The organism is Bilophila sp. (assembly GCF_057864385.1).
In genome coordinates, this window is record NZ_DBMAFI010000013.1 from 1 (window position 1) to 24,042 (window position 24,042).

At 59.3% G+C, this 24,042-nt stretch carries 20 protein-coding genes and 2 pseudogenes; 9 read left to right on the forward strand and 13 right to left on the reverse strand.

Annotated elements, in window-relative coordinates:
* Positions 1-640: 640 nt before the first annotated feature.
* The gene (locus tag ACZM8Y_RS05925; protein WP_482334299.1) at positions 641-1,381 is read right to left on the reverse strand and encodes an alpha/beta fold hydrolase; all 741 of its coding nucleotides are present in this window, start codon (positions 1,379-1,381) and stop codon (positions 641-643) included.
* Between the two features lie 217 nt (positions 1,382-1,598).
* On the opposite strand from ACZM8Y_RS05925, the gene ACZM8Y_RS05930 reads away from it, so the two are divergent.
* Complete coding sequence (locus tag ACZM8Y_RS05930) at positions 1,599-2,441, forward strand: DMT family transporter (RefSeq protein WP_302554792.1); 843 nt, start codon at positions 1,599-1,601, stop codon at positions 2,439-2,441.
* Between the two features lie 336 nt (positions 2,442-2,777).
* A pseudogene (gene tnpA / locus ACZM8Y_RS05935) lies at positions 2,778-3,242 on the forward strand (IS200/IS605 family transposase).
* A gap of 418 nt (positions 3,243-3,660) precedes the next feature.
* On the opposite strand, the gene ACZM8Y_RS05940 reads toward tnpA, so the two are convergent.
* Positions 3,661-4,941: a homoserine dehydrogenase gene (locus ACZM8Y_RS05940; protein WP_482331410.1), complete on the reverse strand. Its 1,281-nt coding sequence runs from the start codon at positions 4,939-4,941 to the stop codon at positions 3,661-3,663.
* 310 nt (positions 4,942-5,251) lie between these two features.
* Between ACZM8Y_RS05940 and aroC the strand changes: the two genes are divergently transcribed.
* The 4 genes from aroC (at position 5,252) to ACZM8Y_RS05960 (ending at position 10,604) form a co-directional block, all read left to right on the forward strand.
* Positions 5,252-6,334 carry a chorismate synthase gene (gene aroC / locus ACZM8Y_RS05945; RefSeq protein WP_482331414.1) on the forward strand — a complete coding sequence of 361 codons (1,083 nt, stop codon included), beginning with the start codon at positions 5,252-5,254 and terminating at the stop codon, positions 6,332-6,334.
* A 3-nt stretch (positions 6,335-6,337) separates the two neighbouring features.
* Positions 6,338-8,569 (forward strand): SF1B family DNA helicase RecD2, encoded by a 2,232-nt coding sequence (gene recD2, locus ACZM8Y_RS05950; RefSeq protein WP_302554080.1) that lies wholly within the window; start codon positions 6,338-6,340, stop codon positions 8,567-8,569.
* Positions 8,566-10,053 (forward strand): NlpC/P60 family N-terminal domain-containing protein, encoded by a 1,488-nt coding sequence (locus ACZM8Y_RS05955; RefSeq protein WP_482331422.1) that lies wholly within the window; start codon positions 8,566-8,568, stop codon positions 10,051-10,053. Before recD2 ends, ACZM8Y_RS05955 begins: the two co-directional genes overlap by 4 nt.
* A gap of 230 nt (positions 10,054-10,283) precedes the next feature.
* Positions 10,284-10,604, forward strand: coding sequence for a hypothetical protein (locus tag ACZM8Y_RS05960; RefSeq protein WP_482331426.1), 321 nt, complete (start codon positions 10,284-10,286; stop codon positions 10,602-10,604).
* A 53-nt stretch (positions 10,605-10,657) separates the two neighbouring features.
* On the opposite strand, the pseudogene ACZM8Y_RS05965 reads toward ACZM8Y_RS05960, so the two are convergent.
* The 8 genes and pseudogenes from ACZM8Y_RS05965 to ACZM8Y_RS06000 form a co-directional block, all read right to left on the reverse strand.
* A pseudogene (locus ACZM8Y_RS05965) lies at positions 10,658-10,846 on the reverse strand (RNA repair transcriptional activator RtcR family protein); the annotation flags it as partial.
* Positions 10,847-11,092: 246 nt separating this feature from the next.
* Entirely contained in the window at positions 11,093-11,452 is a 360-nt protein-coding gene (locus ACZM8Y_RS05970; protein ID WP_482331431.1) for a hypothetical protein, read from the reverse strand.
* 443 nt (positions 11,453-11,895) lie between these two features.
* On the reverse strand, positions 11,896-12,276 hold the full coding sequence (locus tag ACZM8Y_RS05975) for a NifB/NifX family molybdenum-iron cluster-binding protein (protein WP_302554076.1): 381 nt from the start codon (positions 12,274-12,276) through the stop codon (positions 11,896-11,898).
* 54 nt (positions 12,277-12,330) lie between these two features.
* Positions 12,331-13,215, reverse strand: coding sequence for an ATP-binding protein (locus ACZM8Y_RS05980; RefSeq protein ID WP_279137452.1), 885 nt, complete (start codon positions 13,213-13,215; stop codon positions 12,331-12,333).
* Positions 13,208-14,095 (reverse strand): ATP-binding protein, encoded by an 888-nt coding sequence (locus ACZM8Y_RS05985; protein WP_302554074.1) that lies wholly within the window; start codon positions 14,093-14,095, stop codon positions 13,208-13,210. The genes ACZM8Y_RS05980 and ACZM8Y_RS05985 overlap by 8 nt, the downstream gene beginning before the upstream one ends.
* A gap of 7 nt (positions 14,096-14,102) precedes the next feature.
* Positions 14,103-14,789, reverse strand: coding sequence for a DUF134 domain-containing protein (locus ACZM8Y_RS05990; RefSeq protein WP_302554073.1), 687 nt, complete (start codon positions 14,787-14,789; stop codon positions 14,103-14,105).
* A 145-nt stretch (positions 14,790-14,934) separates the two neighbouring features.
* Positions 14,935-15,177, reverse strand: a complete 243-nt coding sequence (locus ACZM8Y_RS05995) for a hypothetical protein (RefSeq protein WP_489501665.1) — start codon at positions 15,175-15,177, stop codon at positions 14,935-14,937.
* A 693-nt stretch (positions 15,178-15,870) separates the two neighbouring features.
* Positions 15,871-16,389 (reverse strand): rhodanese-like domain-containing protein, encoded by a 519-nt coding sequence (locus ACZM8Y_RS06000; protein ID WP_482331451.1) that lies wholly within the window; start codon positions 16,387-16,389, stop codon positions 15,871-15,873.
* A gap of 270 nt (positions 16,390-16,659) precedes the next feature.
* Between ACZM8Y_RS06000 and ACZM8Y_RS06005 the strand changes: the two genes are divergently transcribed.
* The 3 genes from ACZM8Y_RS06005 to ACZM8Y_RS06015 all read left to right on the forward strand — a co-directional run bounded on the left by ACZM8Y_RS06005 (position 16,660) and on the right by ACZM8Y_RS06015 (position 19,808).
* The gene (locus tag ACZM8Y_RS06005; RefSeq protein WP_337431029.1) at positions 16,660-18,012 is read left to right on the forward strand and encodes a sodium-dependent transporter; all 1,353 of its coding nucleotides are present in this window, start codon (positions 16,660-16,662) and stop codon (positions 18,010-18,012) included.
* A gap of 624 nt (positions 18,013-18,636) precedes the next feature.
* Entirely contained in the window at positions 18,637-19,170 is a 534-nt protein-coding gene (locus ACZM8Y_RS06010; RefSeq protein WP_308770913.1) for a macro domain-containing protein, read from the forward strand.
* 74 nt (positions 19,171-19,244) lie between these two features.
* Positions 19,245-19,808, forward strand: coding sequence for a flavodoxin family protein (locus ACZM8Y_RS06015; RefSeq protein WP_302552614.1), 564 nt, complete (start codon positions 19,245-19,247; stop codon positions 19,806-19,808).
* A gap of 661 nt (positions 19,809-20,469) precedes the next feature.
* Here the strand turns inward: ACZM8Y_RS06015 and ACZM8Y_RS06020 are convergent.
* From ACZM8Y_RS06020 to ACZM8Y_RS06030, 3 genes are all read right to left on the reverse strand, one after another.
* Positions 20,470-20,877: a cytochrome c3 family protein gene (locus tag ACZM8Y_RS06020; protein ID WP_302552616.1), complete on the reverse strand. Its 408-nt coding sequence runs from the start codon at positions 20,875-20,877 to the stop codon at positions 20,470-20,472.
* Positions 20,878-20,942: 65 nt separating this feature from the next.
* The gene (locus tag ACZM8Y_RS06025; protein WP_308770916.1) at positions 20,943-22,856 is read right to left on the reverse strand and encodes a hybrid sensor histidine kinase/response regulator; all 1,914 of its coding nucleotides are present in this window, start codon (positions 22,854-22,856) and stop codon (positions 20,943-20,945) included.
* A complete protein-coding gene (locus ACZM8Y_RS06030) occupies positions 22,853-24,031 on the reverse strand; it encodes a response regulator (protein WP_482331463.1) in 1,179 nt (392 codons plus the stop codon). The genes ACZM8Y_RS06025 and ACZM8Y_RS06030 overlap by 4 nt, the downstream gene beginning before the upstream one ends.
* Positions 24,032-24,042: the final 11 nt, after the last annotated feature.

Consider the following 24,042-nt stretch of genomic DNA (forward strand, 5'->3'; position numbering starts at 1 on the left):
ACATCACTAGACGTGAAACGAGCTTTTATCTATTCATGATTTTCATTGAAAAAATCAGCAACCGTAAACTTAAACACAGCCAATGGAAAGGTATTGTTATGATGGCTGTGACATAGAAAAGGGTTGATGTTTTTTTCCTTGAAGTTCCAAAGGAATAACCAACAAAATGCCGTAGTCATGGATTACGTCAATGGGAAAGCTGGAGAAAAAGGCCGTATTTTTACCGTGCTGTAAAGATAAAAACTAAACTATAACAGTTAATTATTGTGTATTCTAGCCTGTTGAGGGCGCAAAGCAGCTGCAACAGTAAACCACCCGCCGGCTGGCGACTGTTGTTTTGTGAAGGCTTTGTTATAGTTTGTGGTTGTTTTATCTTCACAGTGCGGTGAAAATACGGCCTTTTTATCCGGTTTTCCCCTTGGCGGGAGCCACGGCTAAGGCGTATCCCTTTGGAACTTCAAGAGAAAAGCATCAACCATTTTCTATGACACAGCCTTTGTGAATGCCAAGAAATACAGCACCAACTGATTACTATGGCACAGCTTTCCTGAAAAGGGCTTCCCTTCTTCCAATGCCTTTTTCAAGCGAATACGGTTTCCCTGTGGGGTTCCGTGAAAGGGGTAGCCGTCCCAATAGGGCATCATGCTCTCCCGGCACATTCCAGCAAGATTTTTGCGGTATCATCGGGGCGGTGCAGATGGACGTTGTGCCCTGAGGCGATTTCAACGACGCGCCAGAGGGGGAGCCTGCGGGCACGTTCCACAGAGAGGGCGATGGGATGAAGTTTGACGGGCGTACAGGAAACATAGGTTACGGGAACGCCGTTGCCTTGGGGGACACGGACGTCGATGCGATCAAAATAGGGCTTGATGGGCTGCGGGGTCATGTGATCCTTGAACCATTCGCGCATGGCATCGATGGCGAAGTGCCCCGGAGCCGGGGCGGGGATGCTGATCCCGCCGTCATGCCGCGCCCGGAGGATGCGCTGTTCGGCTTCCTCATTCGGGATCAGATCCATCGCGCATTCGCCGGGCTTGGGAACCATTGCATCAAGATAGACGATGTGGCGCAGGCATTGCGGGATGCGTTCGGCTACCACCGTCAGGACAATGCCCGCGTAGCTATGCCCCACAAGCACAACGTCGCGCAGGTCATTGTATTTGATCAGGTTGACCACATCCATGACGTGGGTTTCCAGCGAGATCCGGTCGGAAAGGAGATGGGAGCGCTCGGCAAGCCCGGTGAGGCTCATGGGGAAAACCGTATGTCCGGCATGGCGGATCCTGTCCGCTACCGGCTTCCAGCACCACGCCCCGCACCATGAGCCGGGCACGAGGACAAAGGGCGGTTTCTGCCCTGAAAGTATCTCCGCGGTATCCATTGCTGACCTGCCTGTAGAAGTTCGTTTCGCCTTCAAGAAGATGTACCAAGAACGGAGCTGCGGTCAACTGGTTTTCCCTGAGAAGCGGGAGGGATGGCATATTGTCATCTCGCGGGGCTGATGTTATAGGTACCGGGCCGCGCTTACGCGCGGATTTTTTACGGCGTGTTCCTTTCCGGCCTCCTTCCGGCCACGTTTTTTTATAAGGTGGGGGTTCATGAATAGTACTATGTGTACGGCGTTGTTGACGTTGCTTTCCATGACGCTTTTCGCCGGCAACTCTGTGCTGTGCCGTTTGGCGCTGCTTGAGTACAAAATGGAGCCCGTGACCTATACGGCGGTTCGTCTCATTTCCGGCGCGTTGATGCTGTGGCTGATCATGGCCGTGCGCCACAAGAATATTTTCAAATCCGGGACGTGGCCCGGCGCGCTGTCCTTGTTTACCTATATGGCGTGCTTTTCGTGGGCTTATGTTGAGCTGCCCACCGCCGTGGGGACGCTGATCATCGCTGTGGCGGTGCAGACCACAATGATTGGTTTCGGATTTTTCTCTGGAGAACGCCCTAGCACCCAGCAGGGCATCGGTATCGGCATCGCGCTGGTCGGCCTTGTCTTTTTGCTGTTGCCGGGATTGACCGCACCGCCGCTTTTCAGTTCACTGATTATTTTCATATCCGGTGCGTCATGGGGCGTTTATTGCTTGTGCGGCAAAGGCGTGAGCGATCCCGCCGCGTCAACCGCGGGCAATTTCATGAAGGCCGTCCCCTTCACTTTGCTCATGATGCTTTGCCTGCCTTCGCAGGTGAGTTTCGATAATCCCGGTATGTGGTACGCGCTGGCGGCCGGTGCGCTGGCTTCCGCGGGCGGCTATGTGATTTGGTATATGGTCGTGGTTCGGTTTACGGTCACCGTTGCGGCTGTCGTCCAGTTGAGCGTCCCCGTGATCACCGCCATCGGCGGCGTATTGTTCGTCAACGAGCCTATTACGCTGCGCGTGGCCCTCAGTTCCGCAGCCATCCTTGGCGGTATTTTCTTTGCGACGGCCTTTCGGAAAGGGTAGGGATGTGAGGAAAAGGCTATGCCACGGCAAATGATTGTTTATTTCTTAAAATTTCAAATAGCTAACTAAAATATTTTATAGGGGTCACCACCGGAAACGGCAGAGAAAAACAGGGGATCTCCCTATCTGTGAAGATGGAACAACCACATCCCTGAAAGGCCTATTCTTCAAAGAAGAGCATCCGCGCGCGGATGCTCTTCTTTTTTCGTGAACGAAAACTCCCCGCTAAGTGGGGAGTTCCAAAAAGGCGATGCTTACACCTATCCTCAAAAAAGCTCTCCTTTGCTTAGAAAGAAGTAATTTTGACTTCTCATGAATAAGCAAAGGAGAGCAACAATGGAAGAGCAGAGTTTAGAGTATACTCGTTGGAATTGCAAATACCATATTGTTTTGCCCCCAAGTTCAGACGTAAGATAGTTTATGGCAAATACCGAAAAGAGATAGGTTCGATTTTACGAAAATTGTGCGAATATAAACGGATGAGATATTGAAAGCGAATGCGTGTGTTGATCATATACATATGTGTATCAAAATTCCTCCCCAATATAGTATTTCCCAAATCATGGGCTACTTGAAAGGAAAAAGCAGTTTGGTGATAGCAGCTTGGTGATATTCGAGCAGTTCTCTAATCTTAAGTATACGTTTGGGAATCGTCATTTCTGGTGCAAAGGCTATTTTGTCAGTACGGCAGGTGTGAATGAGACTACAATAATCAAGTATATCCGTGAACAGGAAACGCGCGACAAAATAGCCGATCAACATAGCCTGATAGAGTATGAAAACCCATTTATGGGTAGCTAGGAATAATGGCAGTAGTCAGGACATGCCTGCTTAAGCGGGCAGACAAGTACCGGGCCCTTATAGGGCCAAATCAAACCGCCCCTTGAAGGGGCGGACATGATTCCAAGGCTGTGTCATAGAAAACGGTTGATGCTTTACTTCTTGAAATTCCAAAGAAATAACCAATAAAATCCCCCAATCATGGAGCCCGCCAACGGAAAAATTGGATAAAAAGTATATATTTTCAGTATATTGATGAAACAAAACAACCATGTACTCTGACAAAGCCTTTTCCAATGGCAATACTGTCCACACCGGATAAAATCGTCATGAGGGATTCGATAAAGGCGAAAGTCTTGGGAGGGGAGAGGGTGGGGTTTGGGGAGGGAGAGGGGAACCTTTCTCCAGAAAGGTTCCCCTCTCCCTCCCCAACAGCTTTTTACCCCATGACCCGATAGCAGATAGCCGGGGCAAGGAGGAAATCGCTCTTGCGCATGGTTTCGATAGCCTTGCGGATGGCGGAAACCGGGGCTTCGTGGGTCATGAAGACGAGGGGAACGCCCGCTTCGCTCTGCCCCTTCTGGATCGCCTGCGCGATGCTGACGCCCTGATCGGAGAGCGCGCCGGAAAGGTCGCGCAGGACGCCGGGATCGTCCTTGACCATGAAACGCATGTAATAGGTGCTGGAGGCTTCTTCCGGGGGCAGGATGTCGGCTTGCGGGAGCACCTGCTTGACGAAGCCGGAGTTCAGCCTGTTGTTCCGGCGGGCGATGGAAATGAGATCCCCAAGCACTGCGCTGGCCGTGGGCAGGCTGCCCGCGCCGAGCCCGTGCAGGAAGAGGGAACCCACCGCGTTGCCTTCCACGCGCACGGCGTTGTACGCGCCGCCCACGCGGGCAAGGAGATAGGTGTGGTTCACCAGCGTCGGGAAGACGCCCGCTTCGAGCTTGCCGCCACGCATCCGGGCGCGGCCGAGCAGCTTGATGCGGTAGCCGAACTCGCGGGCAAAGTCGATGTCCATCTTGTCGAGGTTGCGGATGCCTTCGATGGGCATTTTCGTATAGGGGTAGTCCACGCCCCATGCAAGGCGGATAAGCAGCACGAGCTTATGCGCGGTATCGAACCCGTCGATGTCCAGCGTGGGATCGGCCTCGGCGTAGCCCTTTTCCTGCGCTTCGGCGAGGGCCGGGGCGAAGCTGACGCCCTTGCTGGTCATTTCCGAAAGGATATAGTTGCCGGTGCCGTTCAGGATGCCTTCGAGCGAAGTGATACGGTTCCCGGTGAGGCTTTCCTTCAGCGTCTGGACGATGGGGATGCCGCCCGCAACGCTGGCTTCATAGAGCAGGGTGGCGCCCTTTTCGTCGGCCAGCCGGAACAGGCTCTCGCCTTCTTCCGCGAGCAGGGCCTTGTTGGCGGTGACGACCTGTTTGCCGTTTGCAAGGCTGCGCGTAATGAGTTCCTTGGCCGTGTCGATGCCGCCCATCAGCTCAATGACCACGTCAATGTCGGGATCGTCGGCAAGGGCCATGGGATCGGCCGTCAGGCGCACGCCTTCCGGGAGATCGCGTTTACGGTTCGGATTGCGGACGGCGACGGCTTTCAGGTTGAAGCCGCAGCCGGATCGGGCACGGATTTCTTCGGCATTTTCGGACAGCAGGCGCACAAGGCCGCCGCCGACGGTTCCGAGTCCGGCCAGTCCTATATTCAGGGTCGTATTCATCAACAGATGTCCTTTGGGCTGAAGTACTCGCGGAAGGGACGGAAGTATCTGTCCGTAGCGTAAGGCCGTATCTATAGTAGGGAACGCCGCCGTCTGTAAAGGGAGGGGTTGTGGGAGGCATCCGCCTTTTCGATGATTTTTTAAAAATTCATTTTGAATTTCAACTAGCTGAAATACGTCTTTCATTGCAGAAGCGAATGTCTCGGCTGTGGGATGAAGATAAAAAAGTCATGCTCCGCTTGGGGGTTCGTCTCTGGACGCCGAAAACGAATCGTGTTTTGATGGCGGGAGTCACACGGAGGAAAGAACATTGAGCGGAAATACTTTCGGACGCCTTTTTCGTCTGACCACCTACGGCGAATCCCACGGCCCGGCGCTTGGCGGCGTGGTGGACGGTTGCCCGGCGGGCATCGCCCTCTCGGAGGAACTTCTCCAGAAGGAGCTCGACCGGCGGCGTCCCGGCGGCGGCACGGCCGGGACTACGCGCAAGGAGCCGGACGCCGTCCGGCTGCTGTCAGGCGTTTTTGAAGGCGTGACCACGGGGACGCCCATCGGATTCCAAATCGGGAACACCAACCAGCGTTCCGGCGATTACGGGCCGCTGGCGGCGGTTTGGCGTCCGGGGCACGCGGATATGACCTATGACGCCAAGTACGGCATGCGCGACTTCCGGGGCGGGGGGCGTTCCTCGGCCCGCGAAACCGCCGCCCGCGTGGCCGGCGGGGCCATTGCCCGCGCGCTGCTCGCGGCGCAGGGGATTTCGGTGCGTTCCTGCACGTTGGAAATCGGCGGCATGCCCGCCCCGGCGTTTACACCGGAAGACATGGCGTGCGCGGCGTCCCGCCCGTACTGCGCCCCGTGTGAGGCCGCCGTGGAGCCTTGGGAAGCGTTGGTCCGCACCGTGCGCGGCGAGGGCGACACGCTCGGCGGCATCGTCCGGGTGGAGGTGCTCGGCGTGCCCGCCGGTCTGGGCGAACCCGTGTTCGATAAGCTGGATGCCGTGCTGGCGCAGGCGCTTATGAGCGTAGGTGCGGTCAAGGGCGTGGAGATCGGCGACGGTTTCGCCGCGGCCCGCAGCCGGGGGAGCTTCAACAACGACGCCTACCGCCCGGCCGAGGCCGGATCGACGCCGGGCAATCCCGCCACCAACCATTGCGGCGGCATCCTCGGCGGCATTTCGACCGGCCAGCCGCTGGTGATGACCGTGGCGATCAAGCCCATCCCCTCCATCGCCAAGGAACAGCAAAGCGTGAACGCCGAAGGCAGCCCCGTATCCTTGCGTGTGGGCGGGCGGCACGACATCTGCGCCATCCCGCGCGTCAACCCCGTGCTTGAGGCGATGGCCGCCCTGACAGTGGCCGACGCCCTGCTGCTGCAGCGGCGGATGGGGTAGGGCATGACGCAGCTTTCTCTTTCATCCCTCAGCGAGACGGTGGAGTTGCAGGGTACGCTGGAGCGCGTGGTCTTCCATAATGAGGAAAACGGCTACACGGTGTTCCGGGTCAGGCCGGAAGGCAAGGACGAGGTGGATCTCGTCACCGTGGTCGGGCATATGGGCAGCCCGCAGGCGGGCGCATCCCTGCGCATCAAGGGCCGGTGGGTGAACAACGCCCGCTTCGGCAGGCAGGTGCAGATGGACTCCTTTGAAAGCCTGCTCCCCGCCACCGCCGAGGGCATCAAGCTGTATCTGGCCTCCGGGCTGATCAAGGGCATCGGCAAGAGCATCGCGGCGCGCATCGTCAAGGCGTTCGGTGAGGACACGCTCAGGATTTTCGATGAGGAACCGCAGCGCCTGCTGGAAATTTCCGGCATTACCCAGAAGAAGCTGGCAACCATCGTCGAGTGCTGGACCGAGCATCAGGGCGTGCGCAATCTGGTGCAGTTCCTCCAGCCGCACGACATCGGCGCATCCTTCGCCGTGCGCATCTACAAGCATTACGGCCCGCAGGCGCTGTCCATCGTGCAGGAAAACCCCTACCGGCTGGCGATGGACATCCGGGGCATCGGTTTCCTGACGGCGGATGCGCTGGCGGCCAAGCTGGGCTTCGGAAGCGAGCACCCTTTGCGGATTCAGGCGGGCACGCTGTATACGCTGATGAAGCAGATCGACGACGGGCACGTCTATTACCCCCGCCGGGCCTTGGTGGAACAGACCTGCTCCCAGCTCGGCATTGCGGAAGAGTTCGTCGAGGAGGCCGTGGACTGCCTCGCCCGTGAGGAACGGGTGGTGCTGGAGGAGCTCGACGACGAAATCGGCGTGTACCTGACCCGGTTCCATCATTACGAATCGAAGATTGCCTATTACCTGCGGCGCATCCTCGCCTCGCCGAAGTCGGTGCGGTTCCCCAAGGCCGACGAGGTGGTGGAGAAAGTCGTGTCCCGGCTCGGCATTACGCTGGCCGAGGAACAGCTTGAGGCCGTGCGCACGGCGGCGACGTCCAAGGTCATGGTGCTGACCGGCGGCCCCGGTACGGGCAAGACCACCATCCTGAACGCGATCATTCAGGTTTTCGCGGAAAACAAGGCCAAGATTTTGCTGGCCGCGCCCACGGGCCGGGCGGCGAAGCGTATGTCCGAGGCCATCGGCCGGGAAGCCCGCACCATCCACCGCCTGCTCGAATACACGCCCAAGGACGACGGGTTCGCCCGCAACGAGGATAACCCGCTGGCCTGCGGGCTGCTTGTGGTGGACGAGGCGTCCATGATGGACACCATGCTGGCGTACCATCTGCTCAAGGCGGCCCCGCTCGGCGCGACCATCGTGTTCGTGGGCGACGTGCATCAGCTCCCGTCCGTGGGGCCGGGCAATGTGCTTGGGGATCTCATCGCTTCCGGGGCCATGCCCGTGGTCGAGCTGGTGGAGGTCTTCCGGCAGGCTGCGGAAAGCGAAATCGTGTGCAACGCCCACCTGATCAACCGGGGCGAGCTTCCGCGCCTTGAATCCTCAAAGGATCGCCTCTCCGATTTCTATTTCATGCGGCAGGACGATCCCGATCGCGCGGCGGACATCATCGTGGATTTGGTCAAGAACCACATTCCCCGCCGTTTCCAGCTTGATCCTTTCGACGAAATCCAGGTGCTTTCGCCCATGCACAAGGGCACCGTGGGCGCGGCAAACCTCAACCTGCGGCTTCAGCAGGCGCTCAACCCCGAAGGGGAGGCCCTCCAGCGTGGGGAGCGGCTCTATCGGCTCGGCGACAAGGTCATGCAGATCCGCAATAACTACGAAAAAGATGTCTACAACGGCGACATCGGGCGGATTTCCAGCGTGGACGTGCAGGAAAAGTGCCTTGTTGTCCGGTATGACGACCGTTATGTCGGGTACGACTGGGAAGAGCTCGACGAAATAGTGGCGGCCTACGCGATTTCCATTCACAAATCACAAGGTTCGGAATATCCTGCCGTCGTCATTCCGCTGATGGCGCAGCACTATATGCTGTTGCAGCGGAACCTCATCTATACGGGGGTGACGCGGGGCAAGCGCCTCGTCGTGTTGGTGGGAGAGCCCCGCGCTTTGGCGATGGCCGTTAAAAACAACCGGATGCAGAAGCGGTATACGTGGCTGGCCCGACGTCTGGGGGCGGCCCCGGAAGCCGTCGGCTCGCAGACGGAGGGGGGACGTGCATGATGATTTCTGGTACCCGCAAGGGATGTTGGGGTGTGCCGCCGTATGAAAGGATCGGGGGGCGGGGCGTTGTCCCTGTCCCCGAAGCGGTGAAGGGGAGAAGCCTCCGCCTGATTGCGCTCGGCCTATTGCTGTGCTGCGCCCTTGCGCTTGGCGGCTGCGGCGGCGGGCGTAAGGGCGGGAGCCTGCCTCCGGCCGAGTCCGGCAGCTTTGAAGGCCCGAAGGGGAGCATTGCGGATCTGCGCCGGTTGCCGCAGGATCTGCTGGTCTATGCCCGGCAGGGCAGCCCGGACAAGCCCCTCATGTCGGCTGCGGAGCAGGCCCGGCAGGATGCCCGGTTCAACCGCCTGTTCTTTGGCCCGTGGGATGCCGTGCGCCCCTCCGTTTCCGCGTCTGAGGCGTTCGCCATTTTCGGCGGGCAAAAGAAGCGGGGCAAGGCGCGGGGATGGGCGGAAAACCTGTTGCCGTGGACGCAGGAGAACTGGGACAAGCTGACGGCGAACGCCGCACGGGATGCGTACCCGTCCCGGTTCGACAAGGCGATTACCGTGCGGCCCACGGTACTGCGTGAAGCGCCCACCCATAAGCCCCGGTTCGGGAACCCTGCCGAGGCCGGGGAAGGGTATCCCTTCGATATGTTCATGTACTCCACGCTTCCGGTGGGGATGCCGCTTCTTGTTGTGCATGCCTCCGCCGATGGCGCGTGGGTGTTCGTGGAGACGGGGCTGGTATCAGGCTGGGTTCCCACGGAGGATACGGCTGTGACGGATGCGCCGTTCCGCTCGCGCTACGAGAACGGGACGTATGCGGTCATCGTCCGTGACGGCGTCCCGCTGGTGGATGAGCTGGGCCGTTATGTCACCACGGGGAGCCTCGGAACCATGCTGCCCCTGTCCGGCGGATCGGGCTCCTCGCTGAGGCTGCTGGTTCCTGTCCGTGATCCGCAGGGCCGTGCCGTAGCCGTGCCCGTGCGGGTGTCCCCCTCCGACGCGGTGCGCAAGCCCATCCCCCTGACGGCAAAGGCGGCGGCCGAGATCGGCAACCGCATGATGGGGCAGCCCTACGGCTGGGGCGGATATCTGTTCAATCGGGACTGTTCGCTGGCGATGAGGGATCTTTTCGTCCCTTTTGGGGTATGGCTGCCACGCAACTCATCGGCGCAGGCCAAGGCTTGGCAGTACATCAGCTTTGTGAAGGCGTCTCCCACGGGTAAGGAAGGCATCATCAAGGATGAAGGGGTGCCGTTTGCTACGCTGCTCTGGCTGCGCGGGCACATTACATTATATATAGGGACGTACAAGGGCGAACCCGTCATGTTCCACAACATCTGGGGCCTCCGTACCAATGACGGGAGCGGCGAAGGCCGCCACATCATCGGGCGGGCCGTGGTCACTTCCCTCCAGCCCGGAGCCGAGCTTCCCAACGTCCGCCGCGAAAACCTGATTCTTTCGCGGCTTCAGGGGATGAGCGTCCTGCGGTATGAGTGAGGATTGGGGGACGTAGTGGAGAAAGCCGCCCGAAGAGGGGAGCCTCGCACGGCAGATCTTCCTTACGGCATTTCTTGAGGAGGCAGCTTGTTTTTGGGGCTTAGTTCCTTGCTTTGAGGCAGGGTACGCTGTTTTGGCCGCATCAGTTGCCGCAGCAGGCCGTTTCCTTTGAATTTCCCTTATACACCTTTGTTTAGGCGGAGTGGACATGAGCAAGCATACTGTGATTTGTGGAAGCCCCGCCGTTCGCCAACTTTTCCGACGCCGAGATGCGCCGCCTGCTTGATGACGAACGTCTGGAAGTGCTGGACTGGCGCGGAAAGCGCGTGGACGCGCCCGGCTTCGTTGAAGCGCTTGCCGCCGACATCGCCGTCACCGGCAACAGCCTGGCCATCACCGACGGGCTGCTGGAAAAGCTGTCCAACCTCAAGCTGATTGCCAAGCTCGGCACCGGGCTGGACATGATCGACATCCCCGCCGTGCTCCGGCGCGGCATCCTGCTTTGCAACACGCCCGGCGCGAACAGCGTGGCCGGGGCGATGTCCTCGTAGGTGAGCACGCCGTTGAGATCGGTGATCACAGGGACAATCTCGGTCTCCGGGCAGACGTTGTTCATGTCCTTGACCAGCGTGGGGACGATGTGCCGGTACAGGTGGCTGATGAAGAAATACAGCCTGTCTACCTTGAAGCCGTGGATACGCAGCAGCTCCAGCAAGGGGCGCCAGCGGTCTTTCCGATCTTCGCCGGTGTACATATCTAGATGGGAAACCGTGCTGAATACGATGAAACGCATGTGCCCTCCCGCCCGGATACGGAGTTTCCCCTTTGGTTACCAGCACGCGGGCGTGCTGTCCATCCCTTTGGTATTCAAGGCGGATATGAATTCGGGATCAAAGATGTCCCGTCTGATCGGAATGGAAACGGCAATACGCTGGCGTCCATACGTTCCCCAAACGGAGAAGCGCCCTCCACCCCAACGGGGCCGAAGGCGCATGTTCCTCATAAGGCGTTTTGCCGCAGGCTGCGCGGTACGGCAACCCTACATAACCCCGGCAAGGGCTTTAAGGAGGCGTTCGGCATCGTCGGCCTTGGGGGAAGTGGGCAGGGGCATGAGGATGCCGAGCCCTTCCGTGGCTTCGTGGAATTCGTCGGGGTCCATGTCGCTGACGACGGCGGTATGGACGCTGGCGTTGATCATCATGATGTCGATGACGGCCTGACGGAGGGCCTTCCCTTCAAGCCCAAGATCGAGGATGGCGAGGACGGGCGGCGTGTCGCGGATGATCGGCGTGGCGTCTTCAAGCGATGCGGCCTGTTGGAGCGTATTGCCCCCGCGCTGAAACACCGGCAGGCATTCGTTCCAGGCTTCGGGGCGAGGCGTGACGAGCAGCAGTTCCATAATGTTTCCTCATGCAATGCAATAAAATGGTAAGATGGCGTCTTTTCTTCGATTTTCAAGAAAACTGCGGACAGGGATTCGATAGGAGCGAAAGCCTTTGGAGAAGGTGGGTGAGGAGCGAGACGCTCCGGCAGTTTGGAGAGGGCGGGAGAAGCTTTTCCAGAAAGGTTTTCCCGTCCCCTCCAATTCCCAATGCCTTAGGGCCTGTTCACGCGAACAGAGGATAAACATCATTTTTACAAATCGTTATCCTCGTATTTGGGCGATGCTGCATTTTTCTTCAACGCTCTTCAATCATGGGAAAAATGCAGCATAGTGTGAACATTCCCTAGGTTGTATCGTTACTTAGATATAATTTATTGAAATTATTTAACTATCTTTCAAATTACGAAAAGATTGTTTTTAATGATTTCAAATGGTTATATATAAAGCAATGACACAGCCTAGTGATTCCCGCCGCCGCAGGTGAATTCGGTGGAGAAGGCGGGGAGCTTGCCTTCGAGGAACGCCTGCACCGCCAAGCCGACGGTGGGATAATTGCCCGCATAGTAGACGGAAACGCCAGCCTGCTGGAAGCCCATGAGCGGACGCATGCCCATGCCGCCGGCGAGGAGCGCGGTTACGCCGTGGGAGGCGAGATGCTGCACGGGGGCGAGGCAGCCGCCCTGCTGGTGGGGCACGTTGGGCAGGGTGCCCACGGATTTGATCGCGCCGTCCTCGATCTGCACGATGGTGTAGATGTCGCAGTGGCCGAAATGCATACCCATACCGGCTTCAAGGCCACCGGGAAGTGCGGAAGGGATAGCGAGAGTAGACGTGCTCATTGGATTGACTCCTGTTGGTTAAAGTATTGGCAAACGCCGCTGCCGCAGGGCGGATCAGCCGCGCTTTCGAGGTGCGTAAGCCAGTTCGCGGATACGGCCCCAGATGGCGGAGAGCGTGGACGCGAGCGGCGAATCCGTCTCGGTCAGCGCCTTGCGCCGGATCATGGCTCCCGTTACCGCCGGATCAAAGGGCAGGGCCCCCACGACGGTGTAGCCCCTGTCGTCGGCAAGCCGGGTGATGGCCTGCACTTCCTCATGGTTGAGATCCGCTTTGTTGATGAGGACCGCGACCGGGATGCGGAAGTGGTCGCACAGGGCCGCGACGCGCTCGAAGTCGTGACGGCCCGAAGGCGTGGGCTCCACCACAGCCACGGCGAGGTTCGCCCCGGAGAGCGAGCTGATGACCGGGCATCCCACGCCCGGCGAGCCGTCGCAAATGACGAGATCAAGCCCTTGCCGTTTGGCGAGCTCACGGGCCTGCTGTTTGAGCAGGGTCACGAGCCGCCCGGAATTTTCCTGCCCTGGGTAGAGCTGCGCGTGGACGAACGGGCCGAAGCGCGTGTCGCTGAGATACCACTCGCCGCACTCCTTTTCGGGGAAGGCGATGGCCTTGGCCGGGCACAGCGCCACACACACGCCGCACCCCTCACAGCGCAGGGGATCGATGCCGTAGACATCGCCGTCCTTTTTCACCGCATCAAAACGGCAGTGCTCGAAACAGATCCCGCAACGGCGGCAGGCATCCCTGTCGATGACGGCTTCGTTGCCGGAGACGAACGCTTCGCGGGTGTGGACCTGCGGATCAAGCAGGATGTGCATGTCGGGAGCGTCCACGTCGAGATCGCAGACGACCTTGTTTTGGGACAGATGGGCAAGGCTTGCGCAGACGGACGTTTTGCCCGTGCCGCCCTTGCCGCTGATGACGACGATCTCACGCATGGCAGGCTCCTTCGGCGAACGTCAGCACGGCATCGCGCAGGGATTCAAACCGCGCCCGCCATTCCGGCGAGGCTGCCGCAATGAGGCGTCCCTTCGCATACGTTTCGGCGGCGGCGCGATCAAAGGGCAGCTCGCCGAGCAAAGGCAGGCCCCGTTCCGCGCAATACGCGCGCAGCGCGCCGTCCCCCTCGGCATTGCCCGGCATGGCGGCCCGGTTCATGATCACGGCCACGGGCTTGCCGATCTGCCGGAAAGCCTGATGCGCCAGCCGGAAATCGTGGAACCCGAACGGCGTCGGCTCGGCCACCAGCAGGACGGCATCGGCGTCGAGGCCCACGGTCATGGCGGGACAGCTTACGCCGGGGGGCGAATCGATGAGTGCGTCGGCGGGGATCGCCGTGAGCATCAGATCCAGTTTTTTGCGCAGGGCGCGCAGGAGCGGCGGGGTCATGGCTTCCCCGATGCGGGAGCGGCCCATGAGGAAGCGTCCCCGGCCTTCCAGCACAGTCCCCTGTTCCAGCGCGCCGAGTTCACGGCTGCCCGGCGTAAGGGCTTGGGAGGGGCAAACGGCGAAACAGCCGCCGCAGCCGTGGCACATATCCGTAAAGATCGTGAGGCGCGAGGCGAACTGGGCGATGGCCTTGTAGCGGCAGATGGTGCGGCAGGCCCCGCACAGGGTACAGCGTTCGGGATCGAGGACGGGGACTTCCAGCCCCACGGTCTCCGATTTTTCCACGGCGGGGGGCAGGAACAGGTGCAGGTTCGGGGCCTCCACGTCCGTGTCCACGGCGACGAAGGGGCGGGCCCATACCGACGCGAGCGAGGCCGTAACCGTGGTTTTGCCCGCGCCGCCCTTGCCGCTGGCGATGGCGATACGCATGGCGGGCCTACTTGTTGGGCGCGTCGGCAAAGGGCGCGTCCCCGCTCTTGAATTTTTCCACGGCCTCACGGACGGTCATGCCGTCCAGATCCTGACAGACCTTGATTCCGGCGGCCTTGAGCGCCTCAAAAGCCTTGGGGCCGACGTAGCCGCTGAGAACCACATCCACGCCCGCGGCGGACATGCGTTCGGCGGTTTCAATGCCCGCGCCCTGCGCCATAGTCTGGGAGGCCCCGTTGTCGAGGTAAGAGGTTTCCATCGTTTCGGGAACCACGATGACGAAGCCGCCCGCGCGTCCGAAACGCGGATCCACCATATCGTCGAGCGAAGGGCCTTCGCTGGAAACGGCAACTTTCTGCATGTGAAACTCCTTGTGAGGCGTATCCGCCTCGGCTTGTGTCGGCAGGACGGCGTAAGTCCCGCCTTCAATGCACAGGGCCCGTCCGTTGACGAGCGCATCGGCTACGGCTCGGCGGGCTTCGGCCAGCGTACGGCCGAAGGTGTGGCGTGAAATACGCATCCGTTCGGCGCCTTCCCCTGTGGTGAGCCCTTCCAGATCGGCAAGGCGCAAGGCTTCCAGGCCTTCCACGGTCAATAGCGTTTCCGTGAGTTCGGTCATGGGTATCCCGCGCGGCTTAAAATACGTCACGTGGGGCTTGCGTTCGACGTAGCGACAATTTTTGGGCCTTGCCATGTGCATCTCCAAATAATGTTCAAATGAGCATAACTCAGAAAAAGGCCGTGTCAAGAAAAAGCCGTGGGGAAATCCTAAAAAAAGAGCCTGCCCCATTTTTTTGATGAAAGCGGAACCCTGACGGCAGGCCCCGAAAAGCGGCTTTTCAGGAAGGGATCAAGGTCTTCCATGCCGTAACGCTTGGCAATGCGCGGTCGTTACTGTTGCAAGGAGCAATGCCCGGCGGAGATCCGGGTAAGGTTCTGCTATGGAAAGGGAAAACATCAGCGTGGATATTATCGCCGTGCACGGACATGGGCATGTCGTTGTGATCAGCGGCATGGTTTTCGAGCTGGAGCCCGGCATGTCCGATCCGGCTATCCGCAAGATCGAGTGGGCGGCTGGGCAAGGGGCATTTGTTGGGAAGATGGCCGGGAAAATACGGTATTCGGGAACGATGGCTACGAAGTGCATATCGCCCCGTCGGTTAAGGCGGTCGGTGAGGAGCAGAGGCGGGTCGAGGACAATGTGGCCATCCTTGACGCCGAACACCGCCAGAAGGCCTGTGCCACGGTTAGGCGGCGGGCCAGTTTGTTGGTCCAGATCCGCGAAGTCGAGAAAAAATGGCCCATTCCACGCAAGCGATCCTTGCGGCGCAGCCCGTCGGAAAAAAACGATAGCGAAGACATGCACCATTTCCTTTGGCTGTGTCCTAGGTCGTGTCGTCAGTTAGATATAATCTATTGAAACTATGTAACTATTTTTTAGTAGCAAAAATATTATTTTAATTATTTCAAATGATTATATATAACATGACGACACGGCCTAGAAATTGGTTGATGCTTTTTTCCTTGAAGTTCCAAAGGAATAACCAACCAAATGCGTCAGCCATAGTCCCGCCAAGGGGAAAACTGGAGAAAAAGTCTGTCTTTTCACCGTGCTGTGGAGATGAAGCAACCACATGCCATGACAGAGCCTTTCCAGCTTTTCATTGACGGGTTCCATGCCGGAAGCATTTTATTGGCCGTTTACTTGGAACCTCAAGAAAGAAAAAACAACTGCTTACTGTTGTATCAGGGCCGTTGCTTTCAGACGGCCCGGCTCAACGCCGGTTCCACGGCATGCGCGAAAGCAGCACGCCGAGGCCGCAGAACCCGGAAACCCCGGCGAAGATGAGCCCCGCACCGACAAAGGCGGACAGCCAGAAAAACGGATGCCAGAAGGCGCTGCCGATGACGCCGATGAGCACCAAGGAACCGGCCGCGATCTGAATCTGGCGGAACAGCGGGATGGTTGAGGAGATATGCTCCACGGGAAGCCCCGCCTTCCCCCATCCGGAGATGCCGCCATCAAGGAGGTAGGCTTGCACGCCCCCGGCGAGGCGTTCCAGCAGATCGGAAGCGTTGGCGGTACGGTTGCCCGAATGGCAGAAGAAGACGATGGGCTTGTCCGGGGCGTCGGCGTCCTTCAGGGGATGCCTGGCGATGATCGAGAGCGGGATCAGCCGGGAACCCGGCACGAACTCTTGAGCATACTCGTTGGTTTCGCGGATGTCGACAAGCCTGACCTCGCCTTTGGAAAAACGCTCGAAGGCTTCTTGTGGGGATATGGCTGGAAGCATGGGGACTCCTTTGCCGCATTTGTATAGGGCGGCTGGTTTTGGGGTGTTTTTCCATAGCATACTACGCCATAAAAGCGTACGGCACTAGAGAGGGCGGAGCACGGCGAACCGTCCCCCCGGCCCCGCACAATGGGGGAAACAGGCCCTACAGGGCCGAAAAAAGGATGAAATGGCCCTGTTTCTTGCCTCAATCCCATCGGCGTGATATTCACGGGCCTTCTTTTCACGGCTGCCTTTCCGGGGCATGCCTTTATTTTATCGGAGCTGATTATGGCGGAAACCTCTCGCGATCTGTTTGCTTCACGCCTTGGCATGCTGGCGGCCACGCTCGGATCGTCGGTCGGGCTGGGCAATATCTGGAAATTCCCCGCTTTGACGGGCGAGCACGGCGGCGCTTCGTTCCTCCTCGTGTATATCCTGTCCACACTGGTTGTGGGGCTTCCGCTCATGATTGCGGAACTGCTCATCGGCCGTTCGACGCGCTCCAATGCGTATCAGGCTTTCAAGGCGCTCTCCTCAAACCGGTTTTGGTGGATCATCGGCGGGCTGGGCATTGCCGGTGCGGTGACGATCCTGAGTTTTTATTCGGATGTGGCGGGCTGGGTGTTCGCCTATATCCCCAAGGGCATTACCGGGAGCGTACACACGCAGGATCCCGCCGTGGCCAAGGAAGCTTTTTCGTCCCTGCTTGCCTGCCCGTGGAAGTCGTTGTTCTGGCAGTGGCTGGTGCTCGGCCTGACGGCTTCGGTTATCCTGCGGGGGGCGTCCGGCGGCATTGAAAAAGCCACCCGTATCCTGATCCCGCTTTTGTTCATCCTGCTTGTGGTGGTCTGCATACGCAGCCTGACCTTGCCCAATGCGATGGAGGGCCTGAAGTTCCTGTTCATGCCGGATTTCTCGCGTATCGACGGCTCTGTGGTGCTCATGGCGATGGGGCTGGCCTTCTTCAAAATGTCCATCGGGTTCGGCTGCATGATCACATACGGGAGCTACTTCCGTTCGGATACGCATGTGCCGTTCCTTGCCGTCCGCGTGATGATCTGTGATCTGCTGGTGTCCATTCTGGCAGGCATCGCCGTATTCCCCGCCGTGTTCAGCTTTGGCTTTGAACCCACGGCCGGGACAAGCCTGCTGTTCCTGACCATCCCCGCCGTATTCGCATCCATGCCCGGCGGGCAGCTTTTCACCGCACTGTTTTTTATTCTCTCCGCCGTGGCCTCGATGGGTGCGATGCTGTCCCTGCTTGAAGTGTCGGTAGCATGGCTCTCCGAGACATTCCGCATTTCCCGGCCTCGGGCGACCGTGCTCATGACCCTTGCGCTGATCCTGCTCGGCGCGCCAGCGACCCTGTCCACCAGCGTGCTGTCGGGCTTTACCGTATTCGGGATGTCCCTGTTCGATCTGTACGATTTCCTGTCTTCAAACCTGATGCTGCCGCTGGACGGCCTGCTCCTGAGCTTGTTCGTCGGGTATGTCTGGAACCGCAGCGACGCGCTGGATGCCCTGACCAACGGCGGGACGCTGCACAACCTCGCCTGCGCCAAGGCGATCCTGTTCCTGTGCCGCTATGTCACTCCGGTTCTTATCGTCATTATCCTGTTGAACGGATTAAAGGTGCTCTAGGGCGTGTTCACGCTATGCTGGATTTTTCCCATGATTGAAGAGGGGTGAAGAAAAATGCAGCACCGCTGAAATGAGGGTAACCATGTGTAAAAAGGATGTTTATTCTCTGTTTGCGTGAACAGGCCCTAGGACGGATACGTTTTGGGCCTGCAAGGAGGCACTTGTGGAGGGGGCGGAAAAGCCCCCTTTTCCTAGTTTATATCGTCAATTATATAACATATTGAAATTATTATGATACTTTCAGGTTGTAAAAATATTATTTCAGTAATTTCAAATAATTATATGTTAAATGACGATACAGCCTAAGAGGTTTGCCAAGTAGGGGACGGACGGGCACGTTTTATTGTTGACTGCGCAAGGTTGGTATACGCTTGCAGCGAAGACGGCGCCCTGGTTGCAGCCGTTTCCTGTTTTATGGCACTCTGTTGAAGGCGGCTTCAACGGCATCCCGGACAAAGGAAGGTTTTTTTAAGGGAGGGCGACAGGCGGCCGTTTCCGAACGCGCAAGGGGCCGTGTGCGTGAAGGAGGAAGGAGGCCGGTTCCCTTCGATAAGGAGAACGGCTGGAAGCGCCCCGCCATCGCCGCCGGGTTCGAGCCGGTTTCCTTCAGACAAGGAGAAAGGTATGAAATGTCTGTTATGCGACATCAACCCGGCTATGCGTGATGCGTGGGAAAAGGAACTGGAGCGGCGGCCCCGGCTGGCGGCGCTGTGTTCGGTTGCGGCGGGAAGCATTACGGGCTTGCAGGTGGACGCGGTCGTGTCCCCGGCGAACTCGTTCGGGTTTATGCGCGGCGGGGTGGACGGCGTCTATACCCGCGTGTTCGGGGAAGGCGTGGAAAGCCGGCTGCGGGCAATCATCCGCACGCTTCCCGCGAAGGAATTGCCGGTCGGGGAAGCCCTCATCGTGCCCACCGGACATGCGGGCATCCCGTGGCTGATCTCCGCGCCGACCATGCGCAGGCCTTCCGTGCTTCATGACGGCGATCCCGTGATGCGTTCGGCACGTGCCGCAATGCGGGCGGGGCTGGGACAATCATTTGCGTCCGTGGCTTTTCCGGGCATGGGTACGGGAACGGGCCGCCTGCCATTCGATGTGGCTGCGGAGGCCATGTTTGACGGCATGGAAGAGGCGCTTTTCTCCTCACGCTGGGGATAGCCGAAAGGCGTCTCCTTCTGGGAACAAGAGGGCGTAATGCCTGTTTGGTGAAACGGACAGCAAGGAGTGTATTTATGGAAAAGAATATCCTGTGTATCCTGAGCAGCCCGCGACAGAACAGCAATTCGGGGCTGCTGGCCGAGGCCGTGCTCGAAGGTGCCGCCGAACACGGCGGCAGGGCCGAAGTCATCCGGCTTGTGGAGCGGAACATCAATCCCTGTCATGGCTGTTTCGCCTGTACCCGTTCCGATAGGGGATGCGTGCAGCACGACGGCATGACGGAGCTGTACCCTCTGATCGCTTCCGCCGATGTGCTGGTGATGGCTACCCCTATCTATTATTTCAATATGTCCGGGCAGCTTAAGACGTTTATCGACCGCTGCGCCGCCGTGGACGTCGGGGGCGGCAAACGCGGCTTGCGCGGCAAGAAGCTGGCGGTGACGATGGCCTATGAAGGCGAAGATCCCTTTGATTCCGGCTGTATCAACGCCATTCGCTGCTTTCAGGATATCTGCCGCTATACGGGCATGGAACTGAAAGGGCAGGTATACGGAACCGCCCTTGAGCCCGGCGCGATCCTCGCCAACAAGAAACTTCTTGATGAGGCCCGTGAGCTGGGGCGTACCCTTTTGTCCTAAGAATCAGGAAGCCCTTTGAGCTGGGGTGCCCCCTTTCGTCTTGGCAGCTAAGAAGCCTTTTTATATGGCTGTGTTATGGAAAATGGTTGATGCTTTTTTCCTTGAAGCTCCAAAGGGATAACCGGAAAATGCCTTAGCCGTGGATCCCGCCAAGGGGAAAACTGGAAAAAAGCTCTATTTTTCAACGCACTGTGGAGATGAAACAGCCACATACTCTAACAGAACCTTTTTATATCTGGATGGCAGCCGATCAGGAACGCTTTGGGAACATGCTGAAAGCACGCCGAGCCGTTCAGCCGGGAGGCTGAAGCCGATGGCTTTGAAAGGGGCTTTGAACCGTTTGATTCGGGGATGGGCCGCTCCATGGAAAAAACGTCGGGAAAGCTTCCCGGCGTTTTGTTTTGGCGCTGTCATGGCATATGGTTGTTTTATCTCCACAGTATGGCGAAAATACAGACGTTTTCTCCAGCTTTCCCATCGATGGGCTCCATACTTGGGACAAGTTACTGGTTATTCCATGATGGGGCCTTCAAGAATCACCGGCAACCGATTGCCGGCGTCAGGAAAGGGGGTATTGGCTGGGGAGGAAGGGTGCCCCTTCATCGGAAGGGGCCCTTCCTCCGCCACTATGGATTTCTCCTATCCTTCCCCTCTTATGCCGCTACTTTTTCGCATGGCACGGGTTACAGCCCTTGAACTTTTCCTTCAGCGCGGGGTTTTCCGCCACGGCCTTCTGATGGCAGCCCATACAGGACTTTTCGGACTTCTTGTTGTGGATCATGAAGTAATAGCCGTGCTCGCTCTTGTCCTTTTTGTCCATGCTGTCGTGGCAGCCCTTGACGGCACAGCCGACATAGATGTTGCCGTCCGCGGCCTTATGGTGACAGAATGCGCAGTCCGTCTTGGCGTGGGCGCTGTGGGTGAAGACAACCTGTTTCTTCTCGTTGCCCGAATTGTTCATGGTTATGGGCTTTTCGATCTGCGCCTTCTGTTCGGGCGTGGGATCGGCAGCCAAGGCCGGGATGCAGAGGCCAGCGGCGGCCAGCGCACAGAGAATGAGTCTTTTCACGGTATCCTCCAATGGGGTTTCAGACGATCCGGCTTTTATCCGGCGCGTCCGTTTGGGAACACGGGTTACTTCGCCAGAATGCGCGGCATGGTGACGGTGAAGGTGCTGCCTTCGCCCTTGGCGGAGGCCACTTCAATCCTGCCGCCGTGCTGCATGACCACTTGGCGGGCGACATACAGGCCGATGCCCGTACCGCCCTTGCCCTTTGAGGAGAAGAACAGGGTGAACAGCTTGGCACGGGTTTCCTCGGTCATGCCGATGCCGTTGTCTTCGATGCGTATTTCCACGGCGTCGGGAAGCCCCTTGACGCTGACACGCACGGAGTGTTCCTTTTTGGAACCGTCGGTGCGGCAGGCGTCCACGGCGTTTTCAAGCAGGTTGACCAGCGCGGCGCTGAGGGCGGAGGCGTCGGCCTCGAAGGTGCCGGGATCGCCGTCGGCCTCCAGCGTCATGGCGACGCCCGCTTCGGCGGCCTTGTCCGAAACTGTGGAAACAACGGAACGCATGAACTCCTCCGCGACCAGAATGTTCCAGTCGAGCTTGCGTTCCTTGGCGAAATAGAGGATGTCGAGCACCATTTTGCGCAGGCGGGCCACAAGCTGGCGCATGTCCTTGAGGGAATCGCGGGTTCGGGCCTCGTCGCCCTTGTCGATGCCGGAGCCGAGGCGGTAGACGCTGCCGTCCAGCGCGGTGAGCATGCCCTTGATGCCGTGGGCGGTGGAGCCCATGAGCAGGCCGAGGGAGGCCAGCCTATCCTGCAGTTGGCGCAGTTCCGTGATGTCCGTGGCCATTTCGATGCATTCGGTGATGTTGCCCGATGTGTCGCGCAAAGGCGCGGTCCAGACGAGCACGTTGACCGGGCGGCCTTCGTGGTCGATGACCACCTTTTCCGTATGGCAGGGCTTGCCGTCCTGAAAGGAGCGCTGCACCGGGCACTCGTCGCAGGGAACGGATGAACCGGCGAACAGCTCGTAACAGCGCTTGCCGCTCTGCATGCCGAAGGTATGGCGGAAGGCGCGGTTGGCTTCAAGCACCTGCAAATCGCGGCTCACCACGGAGACGTAGCAGGGGCTTTCCTCAAACAACTGGCGGAAGCGTTCGCGGGTGACGCGCAGCTCCTCGCGCAGGCGGCGGCTTTCCTGCTCGTCCACGCTCAGTTCGAGCACAAGTTCCACTTCGCCTTCATTATTGAGGATCGGCGCCGTATGCACCAGCACGGGGATTTCCTTGCCGTTCTTGTCGCGCAGGATCTGCTCGCTGCGCGCGCCGCGGCCCTCCACAATGGCCCGCTCCACGGGGAACATGGCCTCGTTGCTGTGCAGGACATAGGGTTCCCAGCTCGGATGCCCCACGAGGTTGCCGAGGCGTTCGCGGTAGAGATCGTTGACGGCGAGGATTTCCATAAATCGGTCGTGCATGGCGATGAAGCAGGGCAGCTCGTTGAAGGCTTGCTGTTCCCCGCTCATGGACGAGCCGAGGGTGTGCAGCCCGAAGGCGAAGCCGTCCACGACCTGCCGGGCGGCGAGCTGGCGCTCCGCCTCCACGAGCTGCGCGGACTTCTCGTTGATCATCTTTTCGAGGTTCGACGTGTATTCCTTGAGCTTGTTGCGCATGCCGATGCGCTCAAGGGCGCGCTTCAGGGAAATGTGCAGCAGATCGTCGTCGATGGGCTTGGTGATGAAGTCGGATGCTTCCAGCTTGAGCCCTTGAATCGCCATTTCCAGATCCGCATGTCCTGATATGAGGATGACTTCGGTTTCCGGCGCGAGGATTTTGATGTGCTTCAGGAGCTCCAGCCCGTTCATACCGGGCATCCTGATGTCGGTGATTACGATGGGGATGGGCCGTTCCGCAAAAAGTTGCAGCGCCTCCTCCCCTGAGGCCACAGTGATGACGTTATACCCGGCGTCGCGGAGCGAAAGACCCATGACGGTACGGATGCCCTGTTCGTCGTCGACGAGGAGAATGGTTTCTTTCATGAGCCCTCCCTGAAGTGATGCGCCTCGGCGTCAGTGGGGCGTCCCCTGCGCAGCGGCAGCACGATGCGGAACAGCGCCCCGCCGTCGGGCAGGTTCTCCCACAGGAGCCGCCCGCCCATTTCCAAAAGCGCCTTGCGCGTTCCGAGCAGTCCAAACCCTGTACCATCTTTTTTGGTCGTAAACAAACCGTCCCGGAGACGTTCGGCGGCTTCCGCGCTCAGCCCCGTGCCGTTATCCCGCACATCGTAGATGAGGGCGTCGGGCGTGCGGGCGATCCCGACCCGGACTTCGGCGGGGCGGGCGCGCAGCCCCGGCGCGGGGAATGCCTCCAGCGCGTTGCCCACCAGATTGAACAGGCAGCCTTCAAGGCGTTCGGCGTCCAGAGCGATGGGGCCTGAACCGGCGGCATCCTGAAGCTGGATCGCTATGCCCAGACTGGCGGCCCTGCCTTCCAAGCGCTTGGCCACATGGCGCACGGGCTGCACCGGGTCCACCGGGCATTCACGCAGTTCCGTCTGCTGCCCGATACGCAGCAGGTGCAGGAGCTTGTCGCGCACCCGCGAAATGTCTTCCTCCAACATGGCCCAGCCGTCGTCGAGGTATTCCCGGTTCCCGGATTCCATCCCCTGTTTGAGGACGAAGAGGCTCCCTTCGAGCGCCGCCGCGAGGTTTTTGATGGTGTGGGCCATGCAGGCCACGGTTTCGCCCACGACGGCGACCCGGTGGGCTTCCAGCAGTTCCCGCGTGCGCGAGGCGGCGAGCTCCTCCAGATGTTCGGTGTGGCGGCGGATCTGTTCGCGCAGGGAGTATTGTTCGGCGGCGCGTTTCAGCGCATGTTCCAGCAGATCTTCGTTGACGGGTTTGGCGATGAAGTCCGCCGCGCCGAGGCGCAGGCATTCGACGGCGTTGTCCATGTCGCCGTGCCCGGTGATCATGATCACCTGCGTGTCGGGAGCCTGCTTCCGTACCCGTTCGAGCAGGGCCAGCCCGTCCATGCCCGGCATGCGGATGTCGGTGACCACGATGGGGAAAGGGTGGGCGGCGAACGCTTCCAGCGCTTCGCGGGCGCTCTCGGCGGTGTGGGCGTCATAGCCGAAATCCTTGATCAGGGCCCCAAGGACATGGCGGATGCCGGGTTCGTCATCGACGAGCAAAACGTGAATGGGAGCGTCCATACATATCCTTG